Source organism: Solwaraspora sp. WMMA2065, from assembly GCF_030345075.1.
In the GTDB taxonomy this organism is placed as follows: Bacteria; Actinomycetota; Actinomycetes; order Mycobacteriales; family Micromonosporaceae; genus Micromonospora_E.
This window is the reverse complement of the sequence record NZ_CP128361.1, coordinates 776,703-791,535: the sequence shown is the minus strand read 5'-3', so window position 1 is coordinate 791,535 and position 14,833 is coordinate 776,703. Positions and strand designations below refer to the sequence as shown.

The following is a 14,833-nucleotide window of genomic DNA, read 5'->3' as shown; positions in this document are numbered from 1 at the left end:
GGTCAGCGGGGTTGGTCATCGCGGGCCTTTCTGCGGGGTGCGGGTGCGGGGACGCCGTAGACGTCGCGGGCGGCCGCCGGTGACACGTAGCCTTCGGCGACGTCGGCGCGAACCGCCTCGGGGTCGCGGTCGCGCGGGTCGCCGTGCCCGCCGCCACCGGCGGTGAGCAGGGTGACCCGGTCACCGGGGGCGACCGGCGTGCGTTTCGTGCTGACCCGTCGTTCCCGGTCGCTGCCGGGGTGGACGACCACCTGGATCGGGTCCGGCTGCCCACCACCGTCCAGCGCCCACGGCGCCGACCTGGTCTTCTTCACCACGGACAGGAACTCGCCGGCGGTGGTGAACCGGATGTCGCGGCGCAGCCCGGGTCCGCCCCGGTGCCGGCCGGCGCCGCCGGAGTCGGTGCGGATCTCCAGCCGTTCGAAGAACATCCCGGTCCGGGCTTCGAGCACCTCGACCGGGGTGTTGCGGGCCTGGGTCTGGCACAGGTGGTTGGCCGGGCCGATGCCGTCGTGGTCGGGCGAGGCACCCCAGCCGACCGGGTCGTTGTTGCTGACCGCGTACAGCTGCCCGGTGTCCGGGTGGGTGCCGACCATCATGAACCCGGGCACGTCGCCACCGGACGACGCGGCCAGCCGGTCCGGCATGCCCTGGGCCAGCGCCCGGTAGATCAGCTCCATCGCCACCGTGCCGGTCCACTGGGTGAACGTGGCGGCCGGGTAGACGGCGTGGAACAGGCTGCCCGGTTCGGCGACCACCCGCAGCGCGGTGAAGTGCCCGGCGTTGGTCTGCTCGGTCGGTGTGGTGAGCGCCTTGAACGCGACCCGGGCGGTGGCGATGGTCGACCCGTACGGCAGGTTCACCGGTCCGGCGACGGCCGGTGACGACCCGGTGAAATCGACGGTGCAGGTGCCGTCGGCGATGGTGACGGTGACCTGCATCTTGATCGGCTCGTCGGTGATGCCGTCGTCGTCGAGCCAGTCCACGGCGGTCCAGGAACCCTGCGGCAACGCGGCGAGCGCGTCGGCGGTGGACGCTTCGGCGGCGGCGATCGCGGTGTCGACGACCGTGGTGACGGTGGCCGGGCCGAACCGTTCGACCAGCTCGATCAGCCGGCGCTCACCGGTGCGCAGCGCCGCGACCTGGGCGTGCAGGTCGCCGATGACCAGTTCGGGCATCCGCGAGTTGAAGCGGATCAGCTCGATGATCTCGGGCACCGGCTCGCCCCGGCGGAACACCTTGGTGCCGGGGAAGATGACGCCTTCCTGATGCATGTCGGTGGAGTCGAGCACGTAGCCCGGGTCCTTGGCACCGAGGTCCATCCAGTGCGCCCGCACGCACAGGAACCCGATCAGCGGGCCGTCCCCGGCCGGCCCGCCACCGCCGGCACCGGCCGGCTCCGGCAGGAAGACCGGGGCGAACAGGGTGGCGTCGTAGGCGTGCGCCGCGTTCCAGTACGGGTAGTTGAGCAGCACGACGTCGCCGGGGTGCAGGTTCTCCCGGCCGACGTACTCGACGCCCTTGCGGATCGAGTAGTCGTTGGCGCCGAGGAACCGACTCAGCCCGGTCGACTCGGCGACCAGCCGCAGCCCGGCGTCGTAGATGGAGATGCCGAAGTCGTACACCTCGTAGATGACCGGGTTGAACGCGGTGCGTACCAGCGCGGAGCGCATCTCCTCGGCGGCGGCCACCAGGTAGCTCCGCACCACCTCGGTCGCCGCACCGTCCACCCTGGAAGTATCAGTCATCGACCTCGACCCCGTACACCTCGCGGGCGGCGGCCGGCGACACGTAGCCTTCGGCGACGTCTTCGCGGACCGCGTCCGGGTCACGGTCGCGCGGGTCGCCGTGCCCGCCGCCACCGGCGGTGAGCAGGGTGACCCGGTCACCGGGCACCACCGGTGTCCGTTTCGTGCTGACCCGCCGTTCCCGGTCGGTGCCCGGGTGCACGATCACCTGGTTCGGGTCGGGCCGCGCGCCACCGTCGAGCGCCCACGGCGCCGACTTCGTCTTCTTGATCACCGACAGGAACTCACCCGGGGTGACGAACCGGATGTCGCGCCGCAGCCCCACGCCGCCCCGGTGCCGGCCGGCGCCGCCGGAGTCGGTGCGCATCTCGAACCGTTCGAAGAACATCCCGGTCCGGGCCTCGAGGACCTCGATCGGGGTCATCCGCCCGGTGCTGCCGGAGACGTGGGTGGCGGCGTTCATCCCGTCGTGCTCCCGGGTGCCGCCCCAGCCGACCGGGTCGTTGTTGCTGACCGCGAAGAGCTGGCCGGTGTCCGGGTGGATACCGACCATCATGAACCCGGGCACGTCCCCGCCGGACGAGGCCGGCAACCGGTCCGGCATGCCCTGGGCGAGTGCCTTGAGGATCAGCTCGACGGCGACGATGCCGGTCCACAGGGTGAACGTCGGCTGCGGGTAGACGGCGTGGAACAGGCTGCCCGGCTCGGCCCTGACCCGCAGCGGCGCGATGGTGCCGGCGTTCGACGGCTGGTCCGGTGAGGTCAACGACTTCAGGATGACCTTGCAGATCGCCTCGGTGGCCCCGTACGGCATGTTGATCGGGCCGGGCACCGCCGGTGACGAGCCGGCGAAGTCGACGGTGAAGGTGCCGTCGGCGATGGTGACGGTGACCTGCATCTTCACCGGTTCCTCGGTGATGCCGTCGTCGTCGACCCAGTCGGTGGCGGTCCACGAGCCCTGCGGCAGGGCGGCCAGGGCGGCCCGGCTGCGGGCCTCGCCGTCGGCGATGATCGCATCGACGGCGGCGGCCACCGTGGGCCGGCCGAACTTCGCCAGGATCTCCAGCAACCGCCGCTCGCCGGTGCGCAGCGCGGCGATCTGCGCGTGCAGGTCGCCGAGCACCTCGGCCGGCATCCGCGAGTTGAAGCGGATCAGCTCGTGGATCTCGTGCACCGGCTCGCCCCGGGACACCACCTTCGTGCCGGGGAAGATCAGCCCTTCCTGGTGTATGTCGGTGGAGTCGAGCACATAACCCGGGTCCTTGGCACCCAGGTCCATCCAGTGCGCCCGCACGCACAGGAACCCGACCAGGTCGCCGTCGGCGTCCGGATCGGCGTCGGCCGGGTCCGGCATGAACACCGGGGCGAACAGGGTGGCGTCCGAGGCATGCGCCGCGTTCCAGTACGGGTAGTTCAGCAGCACGATGTCGCCACGGTGCAGGTTCTCCCGGCCGACGTACTCGACCCCCTTGGCGAGGGAGAAGTCGTTGGCGCCGAGGAAAAACGTCAACCCGGTCGCCTCGGCGATCAGCCGCAGGTCGCCGTCGTACATCGACATGCCGAAGTCGTGCACCTCGTAGATCACCGGGTTGAACGAGGTGCGGATCAACGTGGCCCGCATCTCCTCGGCGGCGGAGATCAGGTAGCTGCGCACCACCTCGGCGGTGGCTCCGTCCAGCGTGCTCACTTCGCCTCCTCCAGGGTCACCAGCAGGTAGCCGTGCGGGTCGACCTCGACGCGCTGCCCGCTGGGCACCACCGTGGTGGAGGTGCCCTCGTCGACCAGGGCCGGCCCGGCGAACCGGTCCCCCGGCGCCAGCTTCGCCCGGTCGTAGACGGCGAACGACGCCACCTCGCGGGTGCCGAAGTCGAAGGCGTCGCGGCGGCCGAGCAGCGCCCGCGTCGGGTCGCCGTCGCCGGCCGGCGGGCGGACCAGCTCCGGGCGGGTGGTCCGGCCGATACCGCGCACCCGCAGGTTGAGGATCTGCAGCCGGTTGCTCATCGCGTGGCCGTACCGGGTGCGATGCAGCTGCTCGAACGCATCCCGGATCGCGTCGCGGTCCAGCTCGGCGCCGACGGTGACGATCAGGGTGTGTTCCTGACCGAGGTAGCGCAGCTCCAACTGGCGTTCCAGCACCGCCGAGCCGGCGTCGACGCCCTGCTCCACCAGGGAGCCGACCGCCTCGGCCTCGACCTCGACGAACATCGCCTCCAGCGCGGCCAGGTCGACGCTGCCCTCCGGCGCGTCGGCGTCCAGGGTGGCCAGCACCGTCCGGGAGAAGTCGTCGACGATGTCGGCCGACAGCATCCCCCAGGCGGAGAAGCCGGACGGGGCGAACGGCACCACCACCTCCCGGATGCCCATCTCGCGGGCCAGCAGCGGGGCCAGCAACGGGCCGGCACCGCCGAAGGCGAGCAGCGAGAAGACCCGGGGGTCGTGGCCGCGTTCCACGGTGATCTGCCGGACCGCGCCGACGGTGCGGGCCAGCAGCACGTCGTAGACGCCGGCCGCAGCGGCGGTCGGGCTCAGCCCCAGCGGGGTGGCGATCTGCTCGTCGAGCGCCGCCTGCGCCGCCTTGGCCTGCAACCCCATCGTGCCGGCCAGGAACCGGTCCGGGTCGACGTAGCCGAGCACCACCGAGGCGTCGGTGACGGTCGGCCGCTGCCCGCCCCGGCCGTAGCAGACCGGCCCCGGGTCGGCACCGGCACTCTGCGGGCCCACCTTCAGCAGGCCCCGGTCCAGCCAGGCGATGGAGCCACCGCCGGCACCGATGGTGCGGATGTCGTACGTCGGGATCAGCAGCGGGAAGTGCTCCAGCTGCGCCTCGTACGCGGCGACCGGGCTGCCCGCCTCGATCACGCAGGCGTCCAGCGACGTCCCGCCGATGTCGAAGGTGAGCAGGTTGTCCCGGCCCAGCGCCCCGGCCAGGTAGGCGGCGCCGACGATGCCGCCGGCCGGGCCGGACAGCACGGTGTGCGTCGGCGACGTCTTGGCCGTCGTCGAGGTCATCGACCCGCCGCCGGACCGCATGATCAGGAACCGGCCGGCGAAGCCCCGGGCGGCCAGCCCGGACTCCAGCTCGTCGACGTAGCGTTCGAAGATCGGCCGGATGTACGCCTCCAGCACGGTGGTGCTGGTCCGCTCGTACTCGCGGTGCTCGCGCACGATGTCCGTCGACACCGAGACGCTGACCTGCGGGTACGCCTCGCGGATGAGTGCGGCGGCGGCGCGTTCGTGGCTCGGGTCGACAAACGAGTGCAGGAAGCAGACCGCGATCGACCCGACGCCGTGCTCCTCGACCAGGGTGCGGGCGGCGGCCCGGACACTGTCCGGGTCGAGTTCGGTCACCACCCGACCCCGGTAGTCGAGCCGGCCGGTCACCCCGGCGGTGTACCGCCGTTTGACCAGGCTCTCCGGCCGTTCGTACTGGAAGTCGTACATGTGGTCGGCGGGCACGTTGCCCCGGCCGAGCAGGAAGACGTCCCGGAAGCCCTCGTTGGTGATGATGCCGGTGGCCCCGCCCCGGCGCTCCAGCACCGCGTTGAGCCCGAGCGTGGTGCCGTGGATGAACAGCTCCACCTCGGACAGGTCGGTGCCGAGCGCGGTCACCGCGTCCAGCACCCCTTCCCAGGGGCGGGCCGGCGTGGTCGACGCCTTGCGGAACCGGACCTGGTTGGTGCGGGTGTCCAGCTCCATCGCGTCGACGAAGGTGCCGCCGATGTCGACGGCGAGCCGGATGTGCGGTGCGGGCATCGTCTCAGGTCACCTTTCGGATTCGGTCAGCAGGTCGGGGATCTCCGGGGCCCGCCAGCAGGCTGCCCGGCTGCGCCCGTACGGCTGCAGTTGCTGTTCCTCGGTACGGCACCGGCCGGTGACGAACGGGCAGCGGGCGGCGAGCGGGCAGCCGGCGGCGGCGTCGGTCTCGTCGAGGTCCTTGAGCAGGTCGACGCGGCCGCCGCCGAACCCGGCGCCGAGGCTCGGCGCGCTGGACAGCAACGCCCGGGTGTACGGGTGCGCCGGGCTGGTGAAGACCTCGTCGACCGGCCCCTCCTCGACGATCCGGCCCAGGTAGAGCACGATCACCCGGTCGGCGAAGCCGCGTACCGTGGCCAGGTCGTGGGAGATGAACACGCTGCCCCGGTCCCGGTCGGCGGCGACGTCGCGGATCACTTCGAGGATCTGCGCCTGCACGGTGACGTCCAGCGCCGACGTCGGCTCGTCGAAGACGATCAGGTCGGGGTCGCCGACCAGGGCGCGGGCGATGCCGACCCGCTGTGCCTGCCCGCCGGAGAGTTCATGCGGGCGGCGGGCGAGGATCGACCGGTCCAGCTCCATCCGGTCCAGTGCGGCACCGACCCGTTCGGCCCGCTGCGGCGCCGGTACGCCGAGGGCGCGCAGCGGTTCGGCGATGGCGTCCGCGACGGTGCGGCGTGGGCTGAGCGCGCCGAACGGATCCTGGAACACCATCTGGGCGCGGGTCCGCAGGGTGCGCAGCGCCCGGCCGCGCAGCTCGGCCATCCGGGCGCCGCCGATCTCGACGGTGCCGGTTGCCGGCTCGACCAGCCCGAGGATCAGCTTGGCCAGGGTCGATTTACCGCAGCCGCTCTCTCCGACGACGCCGAGGGTTTCGCCGGCGGCCACGGTCAGGTCGACGCCGCGCAGCGCGTGGTGCCCGCCGCGGCCGAACCGGCTGCGGTAGACCACGTGCGCGTCGTCGATACGCAGCACGGTCCGCTCGGCTGCGCCGGCCCGCTCGGCGTCGACCCGCGGTGCGGTGCCAGGCGACGCGGTGCCCACCGACGTGTCGACGACGGCCGGGTCGGTGACCAACGGCCCGGTCTGCGGGTGGAAGCAAGCCAGCGTCCAGCCGGCCGTCCCGCCGGCAGCGCGGTCCGACGCGGCCGTGACCGACGTGGCGGCCGGCACGGCGCCGGTCGGCGGACGCTGCGCGGCGCAGCGGTCAGTGGCGTGCGCGCACCGGGAGACGAACGGGCAGTCGTCGGGCGGGGCGGTCAGCAGCGGCATCCCGCCGGCGGTGGCCCGCACCGGGCGGCCGTCCACGTCGGGCACCGAGGCGAGCAACGCCCGGGTGTACGGGTGGGCCGGGGCCCGCAGCACCTGCGCCGCCGGCCCGCTCTCCACGACGGTGCCGGCGTAGAGCACCACCACCCGGTCGCAGACCTCGGCGATCGAGGCCAGGTCGTGCGAGATGAGCAGCACCCCACGCCGGTCGGCGTCGGCGGCCTGGCGGAACTGGCGGAGGATCTCCCGGGCCAGGGTGACGTCCAGGCCGGTGGTGGGTTCGTCGGCGATCAGCAGGCCGGGCGCGCAGCCGGTGGCCAGCGAGATCATCACCCGCTGCGCCATCCCGCCGGACAGTTCGTGCGGGTACGCGTCGAGCCGCCGCTGCGGGCTGCGGATACCGACCGCCGCGAACAGTTCCCTGGCCACCTGACGGGCCTGCTGCCCGGTCATCCCCTGATGGGTGGTGAGCCGGTCGGTCAACTGCCGACCGACGGTACGGGTGGGGCTGAGCGCGCCGCGCGGGTTCTGGAAGCAGATCGCCGCGCCGTGGCCACGGTGGCGGCGCAGCTGCTCCGGGTCGAGCCGCAGTACGTCGACCGGTCCGCCGGTGTTGCCGGCACCGTCACTCGGCCCGCCAGCGGGGTCACCGGTGGCGTCACCGGTGGCGTCACTGGTGAGGTCACTGGTGAGGTCGCCGGTGACGTCGCCGCCGTGGAAGCGGACCCGGCCGGTGGCCTGCGCGCCGCCGGGCAGCAGGCCGACGATCGAGCGGGCCACCATGGACTTGCCGCCGCCGCTCTCGCCGACCAGGCCGACCACCTCACCCCGGTCGACGTGCAGGCTGACCCCGCTGAGCGCGGCGACCTGCCGACCGGGCCGGCGGATCAGCACCGACAGGTTCTCGATGGCGAGCAGGTCGCGGGTGATCGTCGTCGTCGGGTCCATCGCGGTCACCGCCGTTTCGCTTCCGCGCGTTCCTGCAGCCCTTCGCCGAGCAGACTGAAGCCGAACACGCTGATCAGCAGGAACAGGCCGGGCGGCACCGAGGTCCACCAGCGGCCGGCGACCACGTCCGGCGAACCGAGACTGATCATCGACCCCCATTCGGCGGTCGGCACCGAGATGCCCAGCCCGAGGAAGGACAGCCCGGCCAGGGTGAGCATCGCCCAGCCGCAGCCGAGCGGGGCGATCACCCGCACCGGGGTGAGACTGTTCGGCAGCACGTGCCGCCACAGCACCCCGAGGTGCGACGCCCCGGAGGTGACCGCGGCGTCGATGAACGGCAGCTCCCGTACCGAGCGGACTTCGGCCCGCACCAGCCGGGCGTAACCGGGCGCGTTGACCAGGGCGATGGTCAGGATCAGGTTGACCGTGCCGCCGCCGAGCAGGGCGGCCACCGCGAGGGCCAGGATGAAGGTGGGGAACGCCTGGAAGATGTCGAGCAGTCGCATCAGCACGTCGTCGATCCAGCCGCCGAAGTAGCCGGCGACCAGGCCGAGGGTGGTGCCGGCGAGCACGGCGAGGGCGACCGCGGCGACCGCGATGCCCAGGTCGAGCCGGCCGGCGTGCAGCAGCCGGCTCCACACGTCCATTCCGTTGATGTCGGTGCCGAGCGGGTGGCTGCCGCCGGGCGGCAGCAGGGTGCCGGCCGGGTCGATCTCCTGCGGGCCCCAGGACGACAGCAGCGGCGCGGCGATCGCGGCCAGCGCCACCACCGCGAGGATCGTCGCGCCGACGGAGATCAGTACGGTGGCGAACCGGCCGCCCCGGGCGGTGCCGGCAGCCACCACCGGGGTGGCGTCGTCGGCGCTGTCCGCCGGTCCGCCGGCCGCGCGCAGGTCAACCATCAGATCTTCACTCTCGGGTCGAGGATCGCGTGCACCACGTCGGCGATCAGGAAGACGAGGACGTAGCAGACGGCGATGAGCAGCACGGAGGCCTGCACGACCGGGAAGTCGCGGTAGAGCAGCCCGCGCAGCGCCCACTGGCCGAAGCCCTGCCAGGAGTAGACGTACTCGATCAGCACGGTCGACCCGACCGCGGTGCCGAAGACCAGGGCGGCCAGCGACGGCAGCCGGACCAGCGCGGAGCGCACCAGGTAGCCGCGGCGCAGCAGCCGGTCGCGCAGCCCGTGCGCGGCGGCGGCGGTGTACGCCTCGGAGTGCAGCACCTCCAGCGCGGAGGCGCGCACGCTGCGCAGCAGCGGGGCGACCACCACGATCGCCAGGGTGGCCACCGGCAGCGCCAGGTGGGCCAGCGCGGAGGTGAACGCCGGTCCGTTTGCGGTCAGCGCGGCGTCGATCAGCTCTGCGCCGGTGATCGGAGTGAGGTTGGTGTCCGGGTCGACCCGGCCGCTGGGGGCCGGGAACCAGCCGAGCATGCTGTAGCCGACCAGGACCAGCACCAGGCCGAGCCAGAACTCCGGCACCGAGTTGCCGATCAGGGCCAGTACCCGGATGCCGTGGTCGGCGGCCCGGTCGGCGCGGCGCGCCGACCAGATGCCGCCGACCACGGCGATGAGCACCGCCACGGCGACCGCCAGCACCACCAGTTGCAGGGTGGGGCCGACCCGTAGGGCCAGCTCGCCGGCGACCGCGTTGCCGCTCTGGATCGACGTGCCGAGGTCACCGGTGAGCAGTCCGCCCAGGTAGTCCAGGAACTGTTTCCACAGTGGCTGGTCCAGTCCGTAGCGGGCCCGGGCGGCGGCGGCCTCGACCTCGGTGGAGTTCGGGCCGAGGATGGTCCGGATCGGATCCCCGGGGAGCACCCGTACCAGGACGAAGGTCGCGACGATCACGCCGAGCAGCACCGGTACGAGCTGCAGCAGCCGGCGGGCGACGAAGCGGGCGATGCGCATGAGGGGTGGGTGCCGGAGTGGGTCAGGCCGAGGCGTGGAGGTAGCGCAGCCGGGCCAGTCCGTCCATGGGCTGGACCCAGCCGGCGACGTCCTCGCGTACCGGCAGGTTGAAGTTGGGCTGGCAGAAGATCACCCAGGGCACGTCGGCGGCCAGGATCTCCTGCACCCGCAGCCAGAGTTCGTTGCGCTCGGCCGGGTCCACGACGGTGTGCGACCGCTCGTAGATCTCCTCCAGCTCCTGGTTGACGTAGTTGGAGTAGTTCAGGTTGGCGCCCTCGACGAAGCTGGTGGCCAGCATGTACTCGACGTCGTTGACCCACAGCTGACCGGCGGTGATCTGCAGCGGGATGTTCTTCTGCTGCCGCCGCTCGGCGAGGGTGGCCGGGTCCAGCGGGACCAGTTCCAGTTCGATGCCGACCTTGCGGGCCTCGCTCTGCACCAAAACCGCGATCTGCTGCTGGGTGTCGTTGTCGGTGGCGTAGACCAGCTCGGAGCTGATCTGGTCGACCCCGGCGGCGGCGAGCGCGGCGCGGGCGGCGTCCGGGTCGTAGCCGTACGGGTAGCCGCGCTCGTCGTAGCCGGGCATGTCCAGCGGCACCAGGCTCTTCGTCGGGCGGGCGTCGCCGCCGTACACATTGTTGATGATCTGGTCGTACGGCACCGCGTGGGCGAGGGCCTTGCGGACGTCGACGTTGTCGAACGGCGCGGTGGTCACCGACATCTGGATGGCGACCTGCTCGTTGCTGGCCGCGGAGATGACCTTGACGCCGTCGGTGTTCTTCAGGTCGGCGATGTCACGCTGGCCGATGCCCAGCGCCACGTCGATGTCGCCGGCCTCCAGCTGGAGTCGCTGGTTGGCGGCGGCCGGGACCACCGAGATCCGGACGGTCTTGGTCTGCGCCGGGTCGGGGCCCGGGTAGCCCTCGTTGGCGGCGAGCACGATCTCCTGGCCCTGCACGGCCCGCTCGACGTTGAAGTAGCCGCCGGTCGGGGCGTTGTTGGCGAACCACTCGGTGGCCCACGGGTCGGCGTCGGTGGCGTGCTTCTTCGCTTCCTCGGAGTCGAAGACGTACAGCGAGATCGCCTGGATCTGCCGGGTCAACGCGCTGGGGAACGCCTGGGTGAACTGCACCGTGTAGTCGTCGACCACGGTGACCTGGTCCGGCTCGGTCAGGCCGATGGTCCGGTAGATGCCGGCGACGTTGGCCTGGGCGGCGAACGCCCGGTCCTTGGACCACTTGACGTCGGCGGCGGTCATCTCGTTGCCGCTGGCGAAGGTGACGCCCTGACGCAGCTTGAGGGTCCAGACGGTCTGGTCCTCGTTCGGCTCGAACGACTCGGCGAAGGTCGCCATGACGTTCTCGGTGTCGAGGATCCGGGAGCCGTCGACCTCGGTGACCCCGTAGTCGATCATGTACGGGAAGACGTTCTTGTACAGCATGAGCGCGACCGGGTCGAAGCCGACGAAGTCCTGGTCCCAGCTGCTCAGGTAGCTGGAGACGGCGATACGCAGGGTGTCGGCGGAGGTGCCCGGGGAGGCGTCGTCGGAGCCGTCGGTGCCCGAGCCGGAGGCACAGGCGCCGGTGGCGAACAGGAACGCGCCGATGCCCCCGAGCTGGAGCACCGACCGGCGGGAGAGGGCGGGCGGGGCGGATCCGCCCTGCGGAGAGGTACCAGCCATGGGAGAAGTCCTCCGTCGTGAACGGCGAGGGTGACCTTGCAATCAGGTAGCTGTGCGTTCAGGTAGCGGGTCAAGCGGCGAAGCGGGCCGCGAAGTACGGCGCGCCACCCCCCGTGTTCTATCAGGCTGAACGTTAGTGAACAAGAGGTGAAACCCGTTCACCGAGACTATCTCGGCGTGTGGCGAGGCAGAGCAGCCAAAAGGCCGAGGCCACCGGCGCAACTTTGTTCACAAGGTTTCACACACCTGATACACGGCACCGATCCGACCGCCCGCAGGTGATCGACAAAAGTTGATGCTGGGCCTAAGCTGCCAGATTGACCTCTGGTAGCGCTCCCAAAGCCGTCCCCTGCCGGAGGCGCACCGAGAGGAGGAACGGTCATGCGCCGCTCTACCGCGAGCGTACTCGTCGGGGTGGCCGCCCTGACACTCGTCGCCGGCTGCACCCCACCCCCGACGGGGTCCCCAGGCACCCCGTCGGTCCCGGGCGTCGACTCGCCGACCGAGACCCGCGAGCCGATCCAGGTCAACGTCGCCGAAGCGCTCGACGTCGCTCAGCAGGAGTTCGACCTGATCGCCGGCGGCGACTGGTCGGGTGCCTGGCAGCTGTGGACCGCCGAGGCCCAGCAGTCGGTGCCGGAGGACGTGTTCGTCGAGACCAACGAGGCGTGCCCGGTGCAGGACGGCGTCGAGTTCCAGCTGCAGGAGGTGACACCGGTCGACGAGACGAGCGTCGACCTGACCTGGCGCCGCGACGACACCGTGGGCAACAGCTCACTGCGGCTGGTGCAGGACACCTGGCGGTTCGACCCGGGCGGCGGCGTGCTCGTCGAGTACGCCTCGGGCGCCGCCGACGCGATCGAGAAGCGCCGGGCGGCCGGCAACTGCCCGTCCTGACCTGAGAGGCGGTTGCCCGGTCCGGTGGCAACGGACCCCGACCGTTGTGCTCCGGACCGGGCAACCTGTCGCGGCGTACCGCCTTCAGCGACGCCGCTTGTTCCGGTGCAGCGCGTCCCCCGCCTGCCGTAGCAGCTTCGAGGCACGCGACGACGGGCCCCTGCGGGACTCCACCACCGAGCTGAGCTTGCGCGCCCCGGCTGCCGCCAGCGGCACGGCGACCGCGACGACCGCCCAGCGCTTGATCATTCTGCCGACCATGGTCGCCTCCTTCGGTCGGGTATCGACACCCGGCAGACACATACCCGGCGGCCCGCTCCGCTAAGCCTGATCGGACACGATCGGCGGAGTGGACCGGCCGCAGGTGGGTGGGCGTCTCGGATCAGCCGGTGGTGGGCAGGCGCCGTAGAGTCGGCGCGGTTGCGGTCGGGCCGTCGCCGGCGTGCTCGGCGTCAACCACCAGGAACAGCTCCAACCGGTTGGCACCGGCGACGAACAGTCGCTCGTCCGGGATCAGCCCGACGAACCGGAGCTGACCGGCACCGTCGCGGGCCGCCTGGACCACGGTGCCGACCTGCCCGTTCAACGCGACCGCGACCGATGCGCCGACCGGCACCGACTCCGGCAGGGTGCCGTGCACCAACGCCGGGATCTTGCCACGCTCCGCCCGGACGTCCTGGTACTCGGACAGATTCGTCACGGTCGCTGGCGGGCCCGTGTCGACCACAGTCAGATCGTCGACCGCCACGCCGATCAGGTCCGCCGCTGGCAGCGGCGGGAACACCGGCCGGGCGCTGGAACCCGCCCGTACGGCGGCGAAGTGGACCGGGCCGTCGATCGTCACCGGCTCGCCCGGTCGCGGGTCGAACCGCTTGTCGGTGGTCTCCCGCTCGCCGCGCAGTGCGGAGATGCCATCGGTACGCCACGGCACCTGCACCCCGGCGTGGTCGGCGACGGTCGGCAGCAGATCGACCTGCTCCCAGTTGCGATCATCGATTCGCCCGGCCTGTTGGCCGGGCTCCTTGACGAACAGCGGCACCCAGGCGAGCTCGGCGGCGGCGGCGAACTGGTCGTCCATCTCCCGGCCGGCGACCCCCTCGCTGAAGCTGCCGCCGTGGTCGGAGGTCACCACGATCAGCGCGTCGTCGTAGAGTCCGTTCGCCCGCAGCGTGCGCAACGCCTCACCGACCAGCAGATCCGTGTAGCCGACCTGCTGCAGGTGCCGCTGATGGGTGAGCCGGGCCCACCAGGGTCCGTCGTACGGCAGCCCGCCCGGACCGTCGTACCGCATCCCGCTCGGCAGATAGGTCCACGGCGAGTGGGGCATCAGCAGGTGCAGGAAGTGCAGCGTCGGGGTGTCCCGGGGTCGCAGCGAACCGAGGAACTCGGTGAACCTGGCCGGCTGGTTCTCCTTCAACCTGCTCATCCGGAACCCGGGGCCGGCGTCCGGGGACTTGTCGTTGGCCCGGATGTCGTCGGCCACCGTCGGTTCGCGGAAACTCGCCGCCGGGTCGTCCAGCGAATCGTCCGGGGAGATCAACTGGCCGTACAGTGCCGCGGTTTCCCGCAGCATCACCGGCAGACTGCCCCGGTCCTGCCCGGGACGTCCCCGACAGTGCTGCGGCGGGCACAGCTGGGTGACGTTCTCCCAGGCCTCGACCTGGTAGGCCGGTCCGAGCAGGGTGAACAGGTTGTCCGGGTGCTGCGAGTAGTGCGGGGTCAATTCCCCGGTCGGGTACCGTCCGGTCAGCATCGCCGGCACCGCGTTGACGGTCTTGCCGCTCACCGTTGTCGCGTTGCGGTACCAGGTCGAGCCGGCGGCCAGCTGGGCGAAGTTCGGCACCAGCCCAGCGTCGATCTCACCCCGCTCGTCGAGCAGTGACACCAGCGGGAACTCGTCGAGAATGATCACGACGACCGGCGGATGCGGACCGATGCTGCGCACCGGCGCGCCGGATGTCTCTCGGCCGAGCAGCACCGCCGACGACGGCGAGGCGAAGACGAACAGCGACACGAACGCCAGCGGACCGACCGCGGCGACCCGCAGCACCTGCCGGGCGACCGTCGACCGGACGTACCCGGCCAGCAGCACCGTGGCGGCGACAGCGGCGAGCAACACCAGCAGCGGGCCACGCACATCGATCAACGCCTTTGCAATCTGCACCATGAGCAACACGGTCAGACCGCCGAGCACGATCAGATGAGTCCATCGCCGCACCGCCGGCCCGGCCAGCCCGATCAACCAGCCGAGACCCCACAACAGTACCGGTGGAACCAGCACGATCACCGCGACCAGAGCGAGTACGGCGGCCGGTCCGGCACCGTGGAAAAAGAAGAAATCCGGGCTGCGACCGATCACGTCGAGCAGCGGCTGGGTCACCACGAGCCCGCAGAGCGCGATCAACTCCACCAGGGTGGACCAGCCGGACACCCGTCGGGGGTCCGGCTTCGGGTCGTCGGCACCGGCACCGGCACCGTGCTGGGTCTGGGTCACCGTGCACTCATACCACACCGGGCCACGCCGACTGCCGGCGCAGACGACCGTACGCCTGGTTGTGCGCAAAGGCGCGCGAACCAAAGGAGAACTTAACATCTATGAATCTAGATTGCCTGTGATCACCATGG

10 protein-coding genes are annotated in these 14,833 nt (G+C 71.5%); 1 reads left to right on the top strand and 9 read right to left on the bottom strand.

The window, feature by feature from the left end; all coding sequences use genetic code 11:
• Window positions 1-2: 2 nt before the first annotated feature.
• From O7610_RS03625 to O7610_RS03595, 7 genes are read right to left on the bottom strand one after another with little or no spacing between them, the layout of a single operon-like run.
• The gene (locus O7610_RS03625) at window positions 3-1,748 is read right to left on the bottom strand and encodes a hydantoinase B/oxoprolinase family protein (RefSeq protein WP_289212627.1); all 1,746 of its coding nucleotides are present in this window, start codon (window positions 1,746-1,748) and stop codon (window positions 3-5) included.
• Window positions 1,741-3,435, bottom strand: coding sequence for a hydantoinase B/oxoprolinase family protein (locus tag O7610_RS03620; protein WP_289212626.1), 1,695 nt, complete (start codon window positions 3,433-3,435; stop codon window positions 1,741-1,743). Before O7610_RS03620 ends, O7610_RS03625 begins: the two co-directional genes overlap by 8 nt.
• Entirely contained in the window at window positions 3,432-5,501 is a 2,070-nt protein-coding gene (locus O7610_RS03615) for a hydantoinase/oxoprolinase family protein (protein WP_289212625.1), read from the bottom strand. Before O7610_RS03615 ends, O7610_RS03620 begins: the two co-directional genes overlap by 4 nt.
• Before the next feature lie 9 nt (window positions 5,502-5,510).
• Window positions 5,511-7,718, bottom strand: coding sequence for an ABC transporter ATP-binding protein (locus tag O7610_RS03610; protein WP_289212624.1), 2,208 nt, complete (start codon window positions 7,716-7,718; stop codon window positions 5,511-5,513).
• A 5-nt stretch (window positions 7,719-7,723) separates the two neighbouring features.
• Entirely contained in the window at window positions 7,724-8,620 is an 897-nt protein-coding gene (locus O7610_RS03605; protein WP_281554336.1) for an ABC transporter permease, read from the bottom strand.
• Window positions 8,620-9,630, bottom strand: coding sequence for an ABC transporter permease (locus tag O7610_RS03600; RefSeq protein ID WP_289212623.1), 1,011 nt, complete (start codon window positions 9,628-9,630; stop codon window positions 8,620-8,622). Before O7610_RS03600 ends, O7610_RS03605 begins: the two co-directional genes overlap by 1 nt.
• 22 nt (window positions 9,631-9,652) lie before the next feature.
• The gene (locus tag O7610_RS03595; RefSeq protein WP_289212622.1) at window positions 9,653-11,311 is read right to left on the bottom strand and encodes an ABC transporter substrate-binding protein; all 1,659 of its coding nucleotides are present in this window, start codon (window positions 11,309-11,311) and stop codon (window positions 9,653-9,655) included.
• Between the two features lie 381 nt (window positions 11,312-11,692).
• On the opposite strand from O7610_RS03595, the gene O7610_RS03590 reads away from it, so the two are divergent.
• Window positions 11,693-12,208 carry a hypothetical protein gene (locus tag O7610_RS03590; RefSeq protein ID WP_289212621.1) on the top strand — a complete coding sequence of 172 codons (516 nt, stop codon included), beginning with the start codon at window positions 11,693-11,695 and terminating at the stop codon, window positions 12,206-12,208.
• Window positions 12,209-12,292: 84 nt separating this feature from the next.
• Here the strand turns inward: O7610_RS03590 and O7610_RS03585 are convergent, their stop codons facing one another.
• Together O7610_RS03585 and O7610_RS03580 are read right to left on the bottom strand one after the other, a co-directional pair.
• Window positions 12,293-12,469: a hypothetical protein gene (locus O7610_RS03585; RefSeq protein ID WP_289212620.1), complete on the bottom strand. Its 177-nt coding sequence runs from the start codon at window positions 12,467-12,469 to the stop codon at window positions 12,293-12,295.
• 121 nt (window positions 12,470-12,590) lie between these two features.
• Window positions 12,591-14,801, bottom strand: a complete 2,211-nt coding sequence (locus O7610_RS03580; RefSeq protein ID WP_502959075.1) for a sulfatase-like hydrolase/transferase — start codon at window positions 14,799-14,801, stop codon at window positions 12,591-12,593.
• Window positions 14,802-14,833: the final 32 nt, after the last annotated feature.

What these genes read in the sequence shown, in the direction of transcription:
- O7610_RS03610 (WP_289212624.1), bottom strand. Translation starts at nt 7,718, where the DNA reads ATGGACCCGACGACGACGATCACCCGCGACCTGCTCGCCATCGAGAAC.
- O7610_RS03580 (WP_502959075.1), bottom strand. Translation starts at nt 14,801, where the DNA reads ATGTTAAGTTCTCCTTTGGTTCGCGCGCCTTTGCGCACAACCAGGCGT.
- O7610_RS03600 (WP_289212623.1), bottom strand. Translation starts at nt 9,630, where the DNA reads ATGCGCATCGCCCGCTTCGTCGCCCGCCGGCTGCTGCAGCTCGTACCG.
- O7610_RS03615 (WP_289212625.1), bottom strand. Translation starts at nt 5,501, where the DNA reads ATGCCCGCACCGCACATCCGGCTCGCCGTCGACATCGGCGGCACCTTC.
- O7610_RS03595 (WP_289212622.1), bottom strand. Translation starts at nt 11,311, where the DNA reads ATGGCTGGTACCTCTCCGCAGGGCGGATCCGCCCCGCCCGCCCTCTCC.
- O7610_RS03605 (WP_281554336.1), bottom strand. Translation starts at nt 8,620, where the DNA reads ATGGTTGACCTGCGCGCGGCCGGCGGACCGGCGGACAGCGCCGACGAC.
- O7610_RS03585 (WP_289212620.1), bottom strand. Translation starts at nt 12,469, where the DNA reads ATGGTCGGCAGAATGATCAAGCGCTGGGCGGTCGTCGCGGTCGCCGTG.
- O7610_RS03625 (WP_289212627.1), bottom strand. Translation starts at nt 1,748, where the DNA reads ATGACTGATACTTCCAGGGTGGACGGTGCGGCGACCGAGGTGGTGCGG.
- O7610_RS03590 (WP_289212621.1), top strand. Translation starts at nt 11,693, where the DNA reads ATGCGCCGCTCTACCGCGAGCGTACTCGTCGGGGTGGCCGCCCTGACA.